The sequence below is a fragment of the Variovorax palleresanus genome (assembly GCF_051144945.1).
Taxonomy (GTDB): Bacteria; Pseudomonadota; Gammaproteobacteria; order Burkholderiales; family Burkholderiaceae_C; genus Variovorax; species Variovorax paradoxus_S.
The window spans coordinates 512,472-527,592 of record NZ_JBJNVP010000002.1 but is presented as its reverse complement, the minus strand read 5'-3'; the positions used below and the strand labels follow the sequence as shown (position 1 = coordinate 527,592).

The window sequence follows — 15,121 nt, the reverse complement described above, 5'->3', positions numbered from 1 at the left end:
GCATGGACGACCCCATGGCGATGCTCGACGCGTGGCGTGCGCGCGGCGAGCATCGCGTGGACCCGGTGCGCTTTCGTTTCATCGAGGCGATGGCCAGGCGAGCGGCCGAGCACCAGGGCGATGCACGGCGCATCCTCGATGACAAGGTGGACAGCCTGCTCGCGGCGTATCGCGAGCGTCTTGAAAAGCGCGCGGGCGTTGTTCCCGCGGTGCCGCGAGATGCGGGCTCGAAGCAGGCCGCACCGCCTGCTCGCGGGCCGCTCGCCGAGCTCGTCGAGCACATCGCACGGCAGTCGCCGTTGCAAGCCGAAGGTCAGCCCGCAACAACCGATGCCGCGCCCGCTTCCGAACTGAAGACGCTCCGGTATTTCAGGAGCACCTGGTCGCGGCTCAGCGCAGACCGGCGGCTGACGCAGTCATTGGCGAAGGTGCCGGACAACGCCGGCCCGCTCAACTCACATCACCTCGTGCATCGGTCGCTGATGCTGATGCATGAGCTCTCGCCCGAATATCTGAACCGGTTCATGTCGTACGTCGACACGCTGTTGTGGGTCGACCAGTTGAACGGCAGCAATGCCCCGGCCGCGGCAAACACCCCGCGCGCCGAAAGCCAGAAGAAGACGGCGCGCGGCAAATCCGGCTGAGGCCGGGCCGGTCAGCGCAAGCCGTGCGCGCGGATCACCGCTTTAAGCCGCCGCACTTCGTGCTGCAAGTCGAGAATCAGCGCGGCCGCATCGAGGCCCACGCCGAAGTCGCGCTCGAGCCTGCGCGCCTCCAGGGCGCATTGCAGGTCGCTGCTCGAGAATTGCCACCGCTCGGGTGGCGCCTCGGTGGCGGTGACTTGCACGATGCCGACTTCGACGAGTTGCACCACCCATTCGGTGTCTGCGCCGCAGGCATGGGCCAGCTCGCTCGCGGCAAGCGGCTGCGACGCGCTGATGGCTGTTGTGACGGAAACGGTCGCCATGCTCACACTCCCAGATGCTGGCGTGGGTTGAACGAAGCCGACGCTTGTGCGAGCTGCTCGTAGGCCTTGCGCGTGGCCTCCGCGGTGGCGGGGGGCAAGGCAATTTCCAGCAGCAGGTACAGGTCGCCGGGCTGCTTGCCGCCAAGCCCGCGGCCCTTGAGCCTGAGCTTGAGGCCGCTGCGCGCATTGGGCGGCACGGTCACCTCGACCGCGCCCCCGGTGGGCACGGGCACCGTCACCTGCGCGCCGAGCGCGGCCTCGGTCGGTGTGACGGGCAGCGTCATGTAGATGTCGCGTTCTTCCACGCGGTAGAGCCTGTGCGGTGCGATGCGCACCTCCAGGTACAGATCGCCGGCGGGCTCGCCGCCGTGGCCGGGCATGCCCTGTCCGGCCAGCCGGATGAACTGCCCCGGATGCATGCCGGGCGGGATCTTGACGCTGAGCGTGCGCGTCTTGAACGCGGGCCGGCCGTGCGCATCGATTTCTTGCGACCGCAGCGTGATCTCGCGCTCGGCGCCGTTGAGTGCGTCTTCGAGCGAGATCTCGATGGCCGCGTGATGGTCTTCGCCGCGTGCGCGGTAGTTGTGCCTTGCCGCGCCGCGCCGTTCGGCCTCGCCGAAGAGCGATGAAAAGAACTCGCTGAAATCCGCGTGGTCGGCCGGGCCCTGGTTCGGGCCGCGGTGAAATTCGAAGCCCGTGTCCCAGCCCGGCGGCGGCTGGAAGTCGCCCTCGGGATGGCCGCCGCGCGCCACGCGGTCGGCCAGTGCGTCGTAGGCGGCGCGCTTTTCCTTGTCGCGCAGCACGTCGTTGGCTTCGTTGATGTCGCGCATGCGTTTCTCGGCGTCGGCTTCCTTGCTGACGTCGGGGTGGTACTTGCGCGCAAGCTTGCGATAGGCCTTGCGCACCTCGTCGTCGGACGCGGTGCGGTCGATGCCCAGGGCGCTGTAGTAGTCCTTGAATTCCATGGCGGTCTGTGTGGGGGTGAACGCCGAACAGTACGCGCCCGGTCTTTGTCAGGCCAGGGCTGAATCGCCGTCGGCATGCCGCAGCAGCGGTGTTACGGTCCATGTGGGGCCGCCGCGCGAAAAACGCAATGGCTGCGCATTGCCGAGCAGGTCGAGGTCGATGGGCACACCGAGCAGCGCGGCCAGCGCATAGAGCGTGCCGCCATGGGCCACCACCAGCACCGGCGCGGGCTCTGCCAGCGCCGCATCGAGCGCAAGCCGCTTGCGGGCCACGAACTGCGCAAGGGTTTCGCCGCCCTCGGGTTCGCAGGCCCAGTCGATGTTGGCCGACGAGGTTCCAATGAGCGCACCGAAGTTGCGTTCGCGCAGGGCCGCCTGGGGCGTTGGCGCGAGGCGAAGGACTGCGGCCACGGTGTGCGCCGTATCGTGCGCGCGCCGCGCGTCGCTGCAGACGATGGTGCGGATCGGCTCTCCCGCCAGCAGCTGGGCAGCGCGGGCCGCCTGCTGCAGCCCGAGCTCGCTCAGCGGTTCGTCCACGGCCTGGAAGATGCGCTGCGCATTGCGGCCGGTCTGGCCATGGCGCAGAAAGTAGAAGTGGTCGCAGGCCGGCGAGAGCGGCTGCTCGGCGGCGATGCGGACCAGCTGGTCGAGGCCGGCGGTCGCGCCGTGGGGAAAGGGTGCCTGTGACATGGGGGTGTGCTTCAACCGAACTTCATGCCCTTGGGGCGTGCCTGCAGGCGGTCGATGTAGGCATCGATCTTGGCCCGGTTGGAGCGTCCGCCGAATGCGCGGTGCCAGATGAACATGGAGCCGATCATCACGTCGGCCGCGGTGAACTGCGCGCCGAAGAGATAGGGGCCGTAGCCCAGTTCGCGCTCCACCGCGTCCTTGGCGTGCTCGAAATCGGTCCAGCCGCGCGCGCTGTTGTTGCTGTGCAGCCCGAGCAGGCTGTCGCCCATCGAAGGCTCGAGCTGCGCCGTCGAATAGACCATCAGCGACAGGTAGCGGCCACGCTCGGGCGAGCCCACGGGCGGCGCCAGCCTGGCCTCTGGAAACTTCTCGGCCACGTACATGCAGATGGCCGCATTCTCGAAGACGCGGGTGCGGCCGTCGACCAGCGCCGGCAGCTTGCCGGCGGGATTGATCTTCAGGTAACCGGGCTTCTTGTGCGCCTTCTCCCGGATGAGGGTGGGCACGATTTCGTAGTCCACGCCGGCTTCGTCGAGCATCCATTTCGCGATCTGCGCGCGGCTGTGCGGATCGAAATACAACTTCATGAGGAGGTCTCCTTTCATTGGACCGGCACCGAGGCCGGGTCAGAGCTTGGGAATGCGCAGCGTCTTGCTGATCATCAGCGTGCCCGACAACGCAAAGAGCAGCGTGAGTGGATGCAGCTGCCAGGGGCCGAGCGTCCAGGCGCCGCCCCACACCGCGTCGCCGATGCGGCCTTGCCAGGCTGCAAGGGCCAGCACGCCGACCAGCACCACGCTGGTCGGAATGGGCGTACCTTCGAAGTACTTCACCTTGTCGGCACCCGCGGAAAGCGCCTCGGCCGTGACGTTGTAGCGCGCGAGCCGGCTCACGCCGCAGCAGACGAAATAGATCAGCAGCACGCAGTCCCAGCCGCCGTCCAGGCCCGCTGCAAAGGCCAGCGCGGCGGGGGCCACGCCGAAGGAAATCACGTCGGCCAGCGAATCGAGTTCGCGTCCCAGCGCGGAGTGCGTTTGCCGCCAGCGCGCGATGCGGCCGTCGAACACGTCGAACACGAAGGCCGCCGGTGCGAGCGCCGCCGCCCAGAAGAATTGTCCGAGCGACTGGCTGGCCATGAACGCCATGGCAAGGAACACCGCCCCCACGCCGCAAGCCGCGTTGCCGAGCGTGAATACGTCGGCCAGGTGAAAGCCCCGGATCATCGAGAAATGCTTGCGGGCCGGTGCGGGGGGAGGGGTGGTCATGGGCGTGCTTCGGAGTCGGCGAATGCTCCGCACCTTAACGCAAGCCGGCCCGCTTGCCTGTAGTCGCCATCCGACTCCGCAAGCGGTCGGCCAGGCGGGTCTGGCGGCTCAGGCCGGAAGCTGGGCCTCGTAAGCCTTTTCGAGCTCTGCGTGGCGGGTCCAGAACCCCCTGGGCTTGCGCTGGTGCAGCACGTCGTCGAGCACGTCGAGGTGGGCATGCCAGCCACTGGCGACGCTGAGCGTTTCCTTGCGGTCGGGCAGGCGGCGGTGCGTGAGCACGAGGTGCGTGGCATCGCCCTCGGGCGTGAACTCGAAGCTCACTTCGGAAGCCGTGGCGCTCTCGCTGCCCCAGCTGATGGTCAGGCGCTTCAGCGGTTCGATGTGGATGACCCGCGATGTCTCGGAGATGGGGCTGCGGCAGGCACTGAAGCGGTTGGGTGCCACTTCGCCGGAAAGACGGGTGTGGTCGAAGCGCAGCTCGAAAACGCCGCCGCTCTCATGCGCCATGGTGCCGCCGGCGAGCCAAGCCGCGCGCTTGTCGGGTTCGACGAAATAGGCCCACACGCGCTCGATGGGCGCGGGCAGGGTGCGCTCCATGCGCAGTGTGCCGGGTTCGATCAGGGTTCCGAGGCCGTTCTTGGTCATTGCTTGCTCCTTGGCAGAAGGGAAGAAAGGAAGGTCTTCACTGACGGGATGCCTCGCGCCGCAGCTCGCGCTCCAGCGCGTCCAGATGGTTGTTCCAGAAGCCTTCGTAGTACCGCAGCCATGCGTTGGCCGATGCGAGTGCCGCCGGCTCCAGCCGGCAGACATGTGCGCGCCCCTGCACGGTGCGGGAAACCAGCCCGGCGCGCTCCAGCGCCTTGACGTGCTTCGATGCGCCCGCGAACGACATGCGAAACGGCGCGCCGAGTTCGCCCACGCTGCATTCGCCCTGCGCCAGCAGCTGCAGCATCGTGCGGCGCGTGCTGTCGGACAGGGCGTGGAACACGGCGTCCAGCCGTTCGTCGTCTAGTTCAACCATAAAGTTGAATATAGATGCGGCCTGTCAATTATTCAACCAGATAGTTGAATGAATTGCGCGGTTACACCCGATACAGGCGAGACGCGGTTGCATGGCCTGGCGCTGGAGCCTGCGCGATGCCGCTCCTACGATTCCTCTCGTTCCATCCACTCGCTGACAAACAAACAAATGAAATCCTTTGCCAATCGCCGCACCTTCCTCGTTGCCGCTTCCGCATTGCCCCTGGCCAGCGCCTGCACTGCCTGGTCCGCGAAAGGGCCGCAGGCCACATCGGCCGAGGCAGAGCTCGCGGCGCTCGAAAGCTCCGTGGGCGGCCGGCTCGGCGTGGCCGCGTTCGATACCGCCACCGGCGCGCGCGTGCAGCACCGGGCAACCGAACGCTTTCCGCTGTGCAGCACCTTCAAGACGATGCTGGCCGCGGCCATCCTCGAGCGCAGCGCCCGCGACAGCGGCCTGCTGGAGCGCCGCGTGAGCTACGGCAAGAGCGACATCCTGCCCAATTCGCCCATCACCGAAAAATTCCTGGGGCAGGGCATGACGGTCTCCGCGATGTGCGCCGCCACCATTCAATACAGCGACAACGCGGCGGCCAACCTGCTGATGAAAATTCTCGGCGGGCCATCGGCGGTCACTGAATACGCGCGCTCCATCGGCGACCAGGCCTTCAGGCTCGATCGCTGGGAGACCGAACTCAACAGCGCCATTCCGGGCGATCCGCGCGACACCACCACGCCCGAGGCCATGGCCGCAAGCCTGCAGCGGCTGGTGCTGGGCGACGCGCTTGGTGCAGCGAAACGCAGCCAGCTCGAAACCTGGCTGCTGGGCAACACCACCGGCGCCACGCGCATTCGCGCCGGCGTGCCGGCCGACTGGAAGGTGGGCGACAAGACCGGCGCGGGCTCGTACGGCACCGTGAACGACACGGGCGTGCTGTGGCCGCCGGCCGGCGCGCCGCTGGTGCTGGCGGTGTACCTGACGTTTCCGACACGCAAGGATGCGGAATACCGCAACGATGTAATCGCATCGGCGGCGCGCATCATCGCGAAGGCGCTGCGGGCCTGAGCCCGGCGGCGCCTACTCTTCGCTCGTCCACTCCACCTGCGCGCCCAGGCTGCGCAGGTTCTCGGCGAAGCGGGGGTGAGCCCGGCGGATGGGCGTGGCGTTGCGGATTTCGGAGCGGCCTTCGATGCTGGCCGCCACCATGAAGAGCGCAATCGCCACCCGGATGATGTAGGGGCTCTCGACCACGGCCGGCGTGAGCGGGCTGCCGCCGAAGCTGATGAGCCGGTGCGGATCCGAGGAAAAAACGTGGGCGCCGAACTTCGACAGTTCGCCGGTCCATCCCAGGGCGCCGTCGTAGACCTTGTTCCAGAACATCGCATTGCCCTCGGCACGCACGCCCAGCGCAATGAAGATGGGAAGCAGGTCGACCGGAAAGTAGGGCCAGGGCGCGGCCTCCACCTTGGTGAGCACGTTGCTGGTGAAGGGCGTCTGCACCTTCAGCGGACCGGCGCAGCTGGCGCGCGACCAGCCGTCTTCGTGCGCGATGGTGACGCCGAACTTGGCGAAGGTGCGGTCGATCAGCGGAAAATTCTCGGGCGCGCTGTTGCGCACGACCACGTCGCCGCCCGTGATGGCGCCCAGCGCCAGGAAGGTGGTGATCTCGTGGAAGTCTTCGTCGAAGCGAAACTCCCCGCCGCGCAAGGCATTGCCGCCATGCACCGTGAGCCGCGAGGTGCCGATGCCTTCGATGCGCACGCCCAGCATGACCATGAAGCGGCAGAACTCCTGCACGTGCGGCTCGGACGCCGCGTTGGTGAGCGTGGAGGTGCCTTTGGCCGCCGCAGCGCACAGCACGAAGTTCTCGGTCGTCGTGACGGAGGCGTAGTCGAGCCAGTGCTCGGTGGGTGTCAGCGGTCCGTCGCACCGAACCAGGAGCGAACCGCTGGCGCGTTCCACCTGGCCGCCGAAGCGGCGGAACACGTCCACATGGGGATCGATCTCGCGCACCCCCAGCGTGCAGCCCTTGACGTTGTCCTCGAGCCGCGCAATACCAAAGCGCGCGAGCAGCGGGGGCACCAGCATGATCGACGAGCGCATTTCCTCCGGCAGGCGGTCGCGCGCGGCGTCGAAAGCCGTTTCGCGGTGGTGCAGATCGAGCGTGCCGGTGGCGTGGTCCATGCGCGCCTCGCTGCCCAGGCTGCGAAAGATGTCGAGGATCTTGCGTACGTCGGTGATGTCCGGCACGCCATAGAGGCGCAGCGGCTCGTTCGTGAGCAGCGTGGCGCACAGCACGGGCAGCACGGCGTTCTTGTTGGCGGAAGGGGTGATGCGGCCGCGAAGCGGCGTGCCGCCGTGCACGATGAGGTTGGACATGGGGGAATGCGGGGCCTGGAGCGCTTTCAGTCCGCGCCCAGTTGCTCCGCCGCTTCACGCGGCCGCAGTCCGCGCACCGATGCCAGGCCTTCGAGCTGCGCCTTGCGGGGACGGGCCTTGCCCTGTTCCCATTTGTAGATGGTCTGGCCGGTAACACCCACCAGCTTGCCATAGGCGGCAGCCGAAAGGCCGAGCTTCTCGCGGTGCGTGGCCAGGCGGCTGGCGCTGAAGCGGCGCGCCGGTCCCGAGTCGCCTGCTTCGTCGGCATCGGCGCCGGGGGAGACGCGCGCGGACACCTTGGTGGCGCGCCGCAGTTCCTTTTCCAGTTTTTCGACCTGCCGGCGCAATGCGGCGATGGAAGCACGATGGAGCGTGGATGCTTTTTTCAGCGTTTCGATCTCTGTGCGCACCTCCTTGCGGGCAACACGGGAAATCTCGGCTTTGAGGATGGAGGCGATATTTGGCATGGGCGCATTTTGCACATCTCTTGGGACGTATTGCCTTGGGAGATACGGCAACACGTGCCTGCATCCCTTGAAAGCGCGGGCCGGCTGACTGCCGTCAGAGCACGAAGCAGCCCACGGACACGAAGTGGCTCGCGGTGCCCGCAAGCACGAACAGGTGCCAGGTGCCATGCGCATGCCTGAAGCCCCGCCGGTTCCGGTAGAACACCGTGCCCACGGTGTAGAGCACGCTGCCGGCCAGCAGCCAGGCCAGGCCGCCGCTTTCCAGCCGCGCGGCCAGCGGCACTGCGGCCAGCACGCCGAGCCAGCCCATGCCGATGTAGAGCGCCAGCGGAGGCTTGGATGCTGCGCCGTCGGCCTGCAGCAACTCGCGGCAAATGCCGAAGAGCGCGGCGCTCCATACGGCGGCAAGGAGCAGCCAGCCCCACAAGCCATGCAGCGTGACCAGTGCGAACGGAGTGTAGGTACCCCCGATCAGCAGATAGATGGCGCAGTGATCGGCCCGTTCCCAGAAGCGCTTCCGGCGCCCGCGTGTGCTGTGGAACAGCGTGGACGCCGCATACAGCACCACCGCGGAGAGCGAGAACACCAGCGCGCCGGCAATCCGGGCGGGGTCGCCGGTGGGCACGGTCTTGGCAAGCAGCAGGGCCGTGGCCAACAGAGAGAGCAACAGGCCGAGCAGATGGGTGTAGCCGTTGAGCCGTTCGCCGGGGTACATCGAGTCGGGAGTGCAGTCTTGGTTATGGAGGGCAAAGGCCAGCGGATGCTAGGTTTGCCTCATGACGGCGCGGTGACCGCAGCCCGGGCCTGCGTGCGCGACCCGCGAACGCCGAACGCCGCGGTGCTCAGGCCTCGAAGGCGTCCTGCAGCGTGCGCGCGATATCGGCCGCGAGCGCATCGCGCTGCGGCGCGGGGCGCCAGAAGGTCCGCGCTGCCACCCCGGCCGACTCCCACTCCGGATGGCTGCGCGCGGGCCGTGCCGCGCGCACGGCGGCGGCCGTGGCGCGCGTTGGCGCGTCCTGCGTCGCGCTCGTCTCGGCTGCGATGCGCCCGGTGGCCGCATGCCCGCGCCGCTCCAGTGCCCGCGCGAGTTTCAGCTGCCATGCCACCAGCGCAAAGAGCACGCCGTCTTCCACCGTGAGCTCGTGCACATTGCGCAGCCTGTTCGCCAGCTTGCGCCCGAAGGGACCCCAGCCCTGCGACACCGCGCCGCCGATGGCGCCGCCCACCGCGGCACCGGTGCCGAGCGAAATGCCGGCCACCGCCAGGTCCGCCACTACGCCCACGGCCGCGCCGATGACCGCGCCCTTGCCGAGCCGCAGGCCCGCTTCCTTCATGGCTTCCGGGCTGAAGAAGTCCAGCGTCCAGCGGCCTTCGATGAGCGGCAGCGGCGCCTCGCCGGCATCGTTCTGGCGGAAGCCGTAGAGCGCGAGCAGGTCGTCGGTGCAGCGCTGCGCCTTGTCGAATACCTCCTTCTGCAGCGCCGCGACGAACGCCTTCCGGCGCGCCGTGTCGGCGAACTCTTCGGCCGGCATGCTGCGGCGCAACGCGGCGGCGTCGATCAGCAGCCCGGCAATGCGCGTGCAGGCCGCGCGGCGGCGTTCGGCGGCCTCGGCGGTCAATGAATCCACCACGCCGCGCAGCAGTTCGCGCCGGTCGCGCAGCAGGGTGGAGAGATCGTTGTACAACTCGCGCTCCGCCCCCACGAAAGGCGCTGCGGCATCGAAGCTCACCTGCACGTGCAGGCCGTAGGCCGACAGCAGTTCTTTCCAGGCCGGCTCGCGGCTGGCCGCGTCGCGCACGAAGTTCAGCACCGGCATCACGGGCCGGGCGCAGGAGTTGAGCAGCTCGATCTCGTCGCGGAACTTGGGCAGCACCGGCTCGCGCACGTCGATGACGAGAAACGCCGCATCGATGTCGAGCATGGTGCGCAGCACCTTGGCCTCCTGCTCGAACACGCCGTGGGCTTCGGGGCCCTGCAGGAACAGCCGGATGCGCTCGGGCGGCGTGGCCTGCGGGTCCAGGCCCGCCAGGTGCTCGCGAAGCGCCACCGCGTCTTCGAGCCCCGGCGTGTCGAAGAAGCGCACCGCCGGCTGGCCGTTCACTTCGAGATCGACCGACTCCACGTGGCGCGTGGTGCCGGGGCGCTGCGACACTTCGCCGAAGCTGGCCCGCCGCGTCAGCGTGCGCAGCAATGAGGTCTTGCCCGCGTTGGTGTGGCCGACAACGGCGATGCGGATGGCGTGCTGTGTCGTCATGGTGTGGCGCCAAGGCCCTGCAAGGCATCTTCGAGTTGGTGCGTGGCCGCAACGCGCGGCAGGCCGGTGCCCTGCAGCCAGTCGATCCAGCGTTGCGATGCGGCGGCGTCCGCTGTGCTGTTCGCGGAAGTGCCCGCCGAAGTGGCCAGCCACAGTCGGCATTCGCCGCAATGGGCCAGCAGGTCGCGCAGGAAGCGTTCGGTACCGCGGTCGGGGCTCGATGCCGCATGGCACACGAGCAGCACGGCACGCGGGCGGGCCTCTGCCAGCCGGTCGAGAAGGGCGCGGCGTGCGAGTGCGCTGCCGTCGATGTGCTGCATCTCGGTGGTCGCATCGGCGTGCAGGCCCTCGGGCGGCCATGGCGCATCCGGAGGCAGTTCGAAGCCGACGACGAACAGGGTGTCCTGCAGGTCCGAAGGCGCCAGCCCGTCAGGCGCGATGCCCGGTGCCCGTCCCGGATCGGCATCGACGATGGCGGGTGGCGCCAGCGCGGCAAAGCGCGCCTTCAGCTTGCGGTAGTAGGGCTCGCTCCAGTCGGGCTGGAGCGCAGCCCGGCGCCGGTGCCACACCACGGCGCTCAGCAACACGAGCGCAAGCCGCGGCAGCAGTCCGTACACGACGATGCAGCCGGTGAGCCACAGCGCCCACGCGCGCTGGCCCGCGGCGCCGGGAGTGGCCGAGAGCACGGCCTGTGCATCGGGAACCCGAAAGCCCATCTGCGCCGGGGCCCAGCCCAGCACCTGCACGGCGCGCACGAAAAAGGTCGGGTCGAGGATCGTCGTTTCCCAGTTCAGCGTGTAGCTGCGGAATGCCAGCGCGAACAGCAGCGCGGCCAGCACCACCGCAAAAGAGAGCGACCAGATGCCGTGGCTCACGAGCCCGAAGGCCCAGGGCAGCAGCCTGGCGCGCGTCAAGAGCCCGGTGGCGGCGCGCACCAGCACCGGTGCCTGGCCGCGCTTGCCGCCGGCGACACGTGCAGTGAGCGACAGCCAGATCCAGCCGAGCGAGCTGGTGTTGAAGGAACCGAGCGGCAGCCAGAAGCCGACCAGCCAGAACAGCAGCGTGAGCAGGTGAATGCCCAGCAGGCTCACGAGCGCGACGATCACGTTGATGTGCCGTTCGCCGCCGCCGACCACGTTGCCCGCGAGCCCCAGGCCGGCAATGACGACGAGCGCGACCAGGCCAAGCAGCACCCACGGGCCCCATTGGCGCGTGCGCGCCAGTTCGGATTGCAGCCCGATGCGTTCGCCCAGCTGAAGCGCGCGCGCCGTGATGCGTGAGTGTTCGTCAGGTGTGCGCGAGGCGGCGATGCGCATGGCCTGCGCATCGTCGAGTGGACCTTTCTCCTCGGTCCATCGGATCGCCTCGGTGATGACCGCGTCCGGAAAAGCAGATTCGCGCAACGCGGTGTTGGTCAACAGGGTCCCTTCGCAAGTGGCGCTCCGCGATGAGCGGGGCGCGCGAATTATGCCCGGCGCCCTGCGAAGGACTCTATGAGAACGACGGGAAAAGGGACTGCGACCGATCCCTTTCGTGGAACACCGCGGAACCGGCTTTGCCGGGCCGCTGGTGTTGCCCCCGGCGAGGGGGAAGGAGAAGCGACACGAAGTGCGCGAAGCCTGGGGGAGTGGCTGGGCTCAGCGCAGGCCGAAGAACGAAAGCACGGCCACGACCACCACGACCAGACCGACGATGTAAATGATGGAATTCACGCGAGGACTCCTCGTTGTTGACGACAGCTTCAGCATCGCGCCCAGGGAATCCGGTTGCTGTCGGCGAGGGGCGGCCTGTGCTGTAGGACTCGCGAAGACCCGGGCGAGCGCCTGCGCCGTGCCGGCATCGCCTCAGGGAGCGGCCTTGCGACTCGGTGCCGGGCCCAGCGCCTTTTCAAGCAGCCAGCGCATCGCGGAGCCAACTTCTTCCGCATTGGCGCCCGCATCGATCTCCAGCGCCGCCCGGTCGAAGGCCGCCGAAAGTAGCCGGGCGAGCGCGTCGAGCGAAACCTCGTCCTTGCCGACCTTGGCTTTTTCCAGCCCCTGGCGTAGCGAGTTGGCCGAGGTGGCTTGGTCGATGGCCATGATTTCCGCGAGGCCCAGCACGGCGGGGCCCTCGATGAGCAGCAGCCGCGTGCGGCCCGGCGCGGTCATGGTCTTCAGGTAAGCCTTGCTGCCCTCGAGCAGCGCTTCGCGCGGCGTGAGTTGCCGGGGCGCGGCCGCTTCGATGTCTGCCGCCACGGCTTCGGCCTCGCGCACCAGCGCCTGCCTGAACAGATCGCGCTTGTCCACGAAGTGGTGATACAGGGCGCCACGGGTGATGCCGGCGGCAACGGCAATCTCGGGCGTCGAGGTTTCGCCATAGCCCTTGCTGACGAACAGGGCGCGCGCCGCGTCGATCAGCGCAAGGCGGGTGGTTTCCGTGCGTTCGCGGTTGGTTCTGGACGGAGAGGGGGCGACTGATTTTGGCATTTACATACAGGCTGTCTGTAGATTAATATCTGACTTACATGCAGTCTGTATGTTAATTGAAAGGACCGACACCATGAAAGTGACGAGCTACTACCCGGTGATCATGACCAACGACGTGGCCGCAACAGCCAGCTTCTATCAGGCGCATTTCGGATTCACGCCACTGTTCACGAGCGATTGGTACGTGCATTTGCAGCTGGCGGGCGACTCCGCGGTGAACCTCGCCGTGCTGGACGGCCGGCACGAGACGATTCCCGCATCCGCGCGCGGTCAGGTGGTGGGCGGCATGCTGCTCAATTTCGAGGTGGACGACCCCGACGCGATTCACGACCGCCTCGCGGCGGCCGGGCTGCCGATTCTTCTTGCACTGCGCAACGAGGACTTCGGTCAGCGTCACTTCATTACCAGCGACCCGAACGGTGTGCTGATCGACATCGTCAAGCCGATTCCGCCGAGCGCGGAGTTCGCAGCGTCGTACGAGGCCGGCGCATTGCCCAACTAGGGCCTGTTCACACTACTAACGGAGATCGCGTTGTTCGGCAAAGGGGCTGGCTGCAAGGCGCCCGTGCGCAGCAAGGCTTGCGCCTTGCAAGCGCGGGCAACGCCGCAGACGGCCCCTTTGCCGAACAACCCGAAGGGAAGGCATGCCAAAGCGGCCAACTCCGCGTTGCACTCCTTGCGTGTGCCGACGCACACGCATCGTCGTGCGCCTTGATTTGTCCGCTTTGGCATGCCTTCGCGACTCCGTTAGTAGTGTGAACAGGCCCTAGGCTGCGCTCAAGCCCGCAGCGCCTCGTCTTCTTCGAGCGAATCGCCCAGAAAGCCGCCGCTCTGGTGTGCCCACAGCCGTGCATAGAGCCCGCCTTGCGCCATCAGCGAGCGGTGGTCGCCTTCTTCCACCACGCGGCCTTCGTCGAGCACGATGAGCCGGTCCATCGCGGCGATGGTCGACAGGCGGTGCGCGATGGCGATCACGGTTTTGCCTTCCATCAGCCGGTAGAGGCTCTGCTGGATGGCGGCCTCCACCTCGGAGTCGAGCGCGCTGGTGGCCTCGTCGAGCAGCAGGATCGGCGCGTCCTTGAGCATCACGCGCGCAATGGCCACGCGCTGGCGCTGTCCGCCCGAGAGCTTGACGCCTCGTTCGCCCACATGCGCTTGGTAGCCATGCCGGCCGCTGGCGTCGCCCAGCGTCTGGATGAAGTCGTGCGCTTCGGCGCGCTTGGCGGCCGCTTCGATCTGCGCCTGTGTGGCGTCGGGCCGGCCATAGGCGATGTTGTCGGCCACCGAGCGGTGCATGAGCGAGGTGTCCTGCGTCACCATGCCGATGTGGCTGCGCAGCGAATCCTGCGTCACGTGGGCGATGTCGCGCCCATCGATCAGGATGCGGCCACTCTCCAGGTCATGAAAGCGCAGCAGCAGGTTGACCAGCGTCGACTTGCCCGCGCCCGAGCGGCCGACCAGGCCGATCTTTTCGCCGGGCCGCACCACCAGGTTCAGGTCGTCGATGACGCGGCGGCCCGCATCCGCATAGCGGAAGCTCGCGTGCTCGAAGCGCACCTCGCCGCGCGGCACTTCGAGCACGCCGGCATCGGGCGTGTCGAGCACGGTGCGCGGGCGCGACAGCGTCTTCATGCCGTCCTGCACGGTGCCGATGTTCTCGAACAGGCTGGTCATCTCCCACATGATCCAGTGCGACATGCCCTGCAGACGCAGCGCCATCGCGGTGGCCGCGGCCACCGCGCCCACGCCCACCGTGCCGTTCGACCAGAGCCACAGCGCGGTGCCGGCCATGCCCGCGGTCAGGCCCATGCTGAGCGTGTGGTTGACGATCTCGAAAGCGCTCACCAGCCGCATCTGCCCGTAGCCCGTGTACATGAACTCGCGCATCGCCTCGCGCGCAAAGCCGGCCTCGCGCTGCGTGTGCGAGAACAGCTTGACGGTGGCAATGTTGGTGTAGGCGTCGGTCACGCGGCCGGTCATCAGCGCGCGCGCATCGGCCTGCGCCTTGCCCACCTTGCCCAGCCGCGGCACGAAGTACATCAGCGACACTGCATAGAGCACGAGCCAGACGATGAACGGCAGCACCAGCTGCGCATCGAGCACGCTCACCAGCACGATGATGGTCACCACGTACACGCCCATGGCCACCACCACGTCGGCCAGCACGAAGAGGGTGTCGCGCACCGCGAGCGCGGTCTGCATCACCTTGGCGGTGATGCGGCCCGCGAACTCGTCCTGGTAGAAGGCCATGCTCTGGCCCAGCATCACCCGGTGAAAGTTCCAGCGCAGGCGCATCGGCAGGTTCACCGCCAGCGTCTGGTGCTTGACGATGGTCTGCAGCGCCACCACGCCGATGCTGATCACCAGCAGCGCGGCCAGCCACAACAGCGTGTCGCCGCGCTCCGCCCACAGTTTCGACGGCACCTGGCCGCCGAGCCAGTCGACGATGCGGCCGAGCACCGCGAACAGCAGCGCCTCGAAGGTCGAGATGGCGGCAGTGAGCGCCGCCATGACGCCCATCTTGAGACGCAGGCCCTGGGTGCAGGCCCACAGGAAGGCGAAGAAACCCGTCGGTGGCGGCGCCGGTTCGGCGGCGGGGTAGGGGTGAAGCAGTTTTTCGAAGAAGCGGAACAAGGCGGGCGATCTCCAG

At 67.8% G+C, this 15,121-nt stretch carries 17 protein-coding genes; 3 read left to right on the top strand and 14 right to left on the bottom strand.

Annotated elements, in window-relative coordinates; all coding sequences use genetic code 11:
- Nucleotides 1–2 precede the first annotated feature (2 nt).
- Nucleotides 3–644: a DUF2894 domain-containing protein gene (locus ACJ7Z0_RS06240; RefSeq protein WP_434789134.1), complete on the top strand. Its 642-nt coding sequence runs from the start codon at nt 3–5 to the stop codon at nt 642–644.
- Nucleotides 645–655: 11 nt separating this feature from the next.
- Here the strand turns inward: ACJ7Z0_RS06240 and ACJ7Z0_RS06235 are convergent, their stop codons facing one another.
- The 7 genes from ACJ7Z0_RS06235 to ACJ7Z0_RS06205 all read right to left on the bottom strand — a co-directional run bounded on the left by ACJ7Z0_RS06235 (nt 656) and on the right by ACJ7Z0_RS06205 (nt 4,908).
- On the bottom strand, nt 656–967 hold the full coding sequence (locus ACJ7Z0_RS06235; protein WP_431130554.1) for a chaperone modulator CbpM: 312 nt from the start codon (nt 965–967) through the stop codon (nt 656–658).
- Nucleotides 968–969: 2 nt separating this feature from the next.
- Nucleotides 970–1,932: a DnaJ C-terminal domain-containing protein gene (locus ACJ7Z0_RS06230; RefSeq protein WP_434789133.1), complete on the bottom strand. Its 963-nt coding sequence runs from the start codon at nt 1,930–1,932 to the stop codon at nt 970–972.
- Nucleotides 1,933–1,980: 48 nt separating this feature from the next.
- A complete protein-coding gene (locus ACJ7Z0_RS06225) occupies nt 1,981–2,622 on the bottom strand; it encodes a histidine phosphatase family protein (protein ID WP_434789132.1) in 642 nt (213 codons plus the stop codon).
- Nucleotides 2,623–2,633: 11 nt separating this feature from the next.
- On the bottom strand, nt 2,634–3,209 hold the full coding sequence (locus ACJ7Z0_RS06220; RefSeq protein ID WP_434789131.1) for a glutathione S-transferase family protein: 576 nt from the start codon (nt 3,207–3,209) through the stop codon (nt 2,634–2,636).
- Nucleotides 3,210–3,248: 39 nt separating this feature from the next.
- Nucleotides 3,249–3,887, bottom strand: coding sequence for a CDP-alcohol phosphatidyltransferase family protein (locus tag ACJ7Z0_RS06215; protein ID WP_431130562.1), 639 nt, complete (start codon nt 3,885–3,887; stop codon nt 3,249–3,251).
- Between the two features lie 108 nt (nt 3,888–3,995).
- On the bottom strand, nt 3,996–4,532 hold the full coding sequence (locus ACJ7Z0_RS06210) for an SRPBCC family protein (RefSeq protein ID WP_434789130.1): 537 nt from the start codon (nt 4,530–4,532) through the stop codon (nt 3,996–3,998).
- A gap of 37 nt (nt 4,533–4,569) precedes the next feature.
- Nucleotides 4,570–4,908 (bottom strand): ArsR/SmtB family transcription factor, encoded by a 339-nt coding sequence (locus ACJ7Z0_RS06205; protein WP_434789129.1) that lies wholly within the window; start codon nt 4,906–4,908, stop codon nt 4,570–4,572.
- 168 nt (nt 4,909–5,076) lie between these two features.
- On the opposite strand from ACJ7Z0_RS06205, the gene bla reads away from it, so the two are divergent.
- Nucleotides 5,077–5,970 (top strand): class A beta-lactamase, encoded by an 894-nt coding sequence (gene bla, locus ACJ7Z0_RS06200; protein ID WP_434789128.1) that lies wholly within the window; start codon nt 5,077–5,079, stop codon nt 5,968–5,970.
- A gap of 12 nt (nt 5,971–5,982) precedes the next feature.
- On the opposite strand, the gene ACJ7Z0_RS06195 is transcribed toward bla, so the two are convergent.
- From ACJ7Z0_RS06195 to ACJ7Z0_RS06170, 6 genes are all read right to left on the bottom strand, one after another.
- Nucleotides 5,983–7,284, bottom strand: a complete 1,302-nt coding sequence (locus ACJ7Z0_RS06195; protein WP_434789127.1) for a UDP-N-acetylglucosamine 1-carboxyvinyltransferase — start codon at nt 7,282–7,284, stop codon at nt 5,983–5,985.
- 26 nt (nt 7,285–7,310) lie between these two features.
- Entirely contained in the window at nt 7,311–7,751 is a 441-nt protein-coding gene (locus ACJ7Z0_RS06190) for a helix-turn-helix domain-containing protein (RefSeq protein WP_431130572.1), read from the bottom strand.
- 94 nt (nt 7,752–7,845) lie between these two features.
- Entirely contained in the window at nt 7,846–8,466 is a 621-nt protein-coding gene (gene trhA / locus ACJ7Z0_RS06185; RefSeq protein ID WP_434789126.1) for a PAQR family membrane homeostasis protein TrhA, read from the bottom strand.
- Between the two features lie 127 nt (nt 8,467–8,593).
- Nucleotides 8,594–10,006 (bottom strand): GTPase/DUF3482 domain-containing protein, encoded by a 1,413-nt coding sequence (locus tag ACJ7Z0_RS06180; protein WP_434789125.1) that lies wholly within the window; start codon nt 10,004–10,006, stop codon nt 8,594–8,596.
- Nucleotides 10,003–11,424, bottom strand: coding sequence for a DUF2868 domain-containing protein (locus ACJ7Z0_RS06175; RefSeq protein ID WP_434789124.1), 1,422 nt, complete (start codon nt 11,422–11,424; stop codon nt 10,003–10,005). Before ACJ7Z0_RS06175 ends, ACJ7Z0_RS06180 begins: the two co-directional genes overlap by 4 nt.
- 426 nt (nt 11,425–11,850) lie before the next feature.
- The gene (locus tag ACJ7Z0_RS06170) at nt 11,851–12,471 is read right to left on the bottom strand and encodes a TetR/AcrR family transcriptional regulator (RefSeq protein ID WP_434789123.1); all 621 of its coding nucleotides are present in this window, start codon (nt 12,469–12,471) and stop codon (nt 11,851–11,853) included.
- A 73-nt stretch (nt 12,472–12,544) separates the two neighbouring features.
- Here ACJ7Z0_RS06170 and ACJ7Z0_RS06165 point away from each other — a divergent pair, with 73 nt between their 5' ends.
- A complete protein-coding gene (locus ACJ7Z0_RS06165; protein ID WP_434789122.1) occupies nt 12,545–12,973 on the top strand; it encodes a VOC family protein in 429 nt (142 codons plus the stop codon).
- A 275-nt stretch (nt 12,974–13,248) separates the two neighbouring features.
- Here the strand turns inward: ACJ7Z0_RS06165 and ACJ7Z0_RS06160 are convergent, their stop codons facing one another.
- Complete coding sequence (locus ACJ7Z0_RS06160) at nt 13,249–15,105, bottom strand: ABC transporter ATP-binding protein (protein WP_434789121.1); 1,857 nt, start codon at nt 15,103–15,105, stop codon at nt 13,249–13,251.
- Between the last annotated feature and the right edge of the window lie 16 nt (nt 15,106–15,121).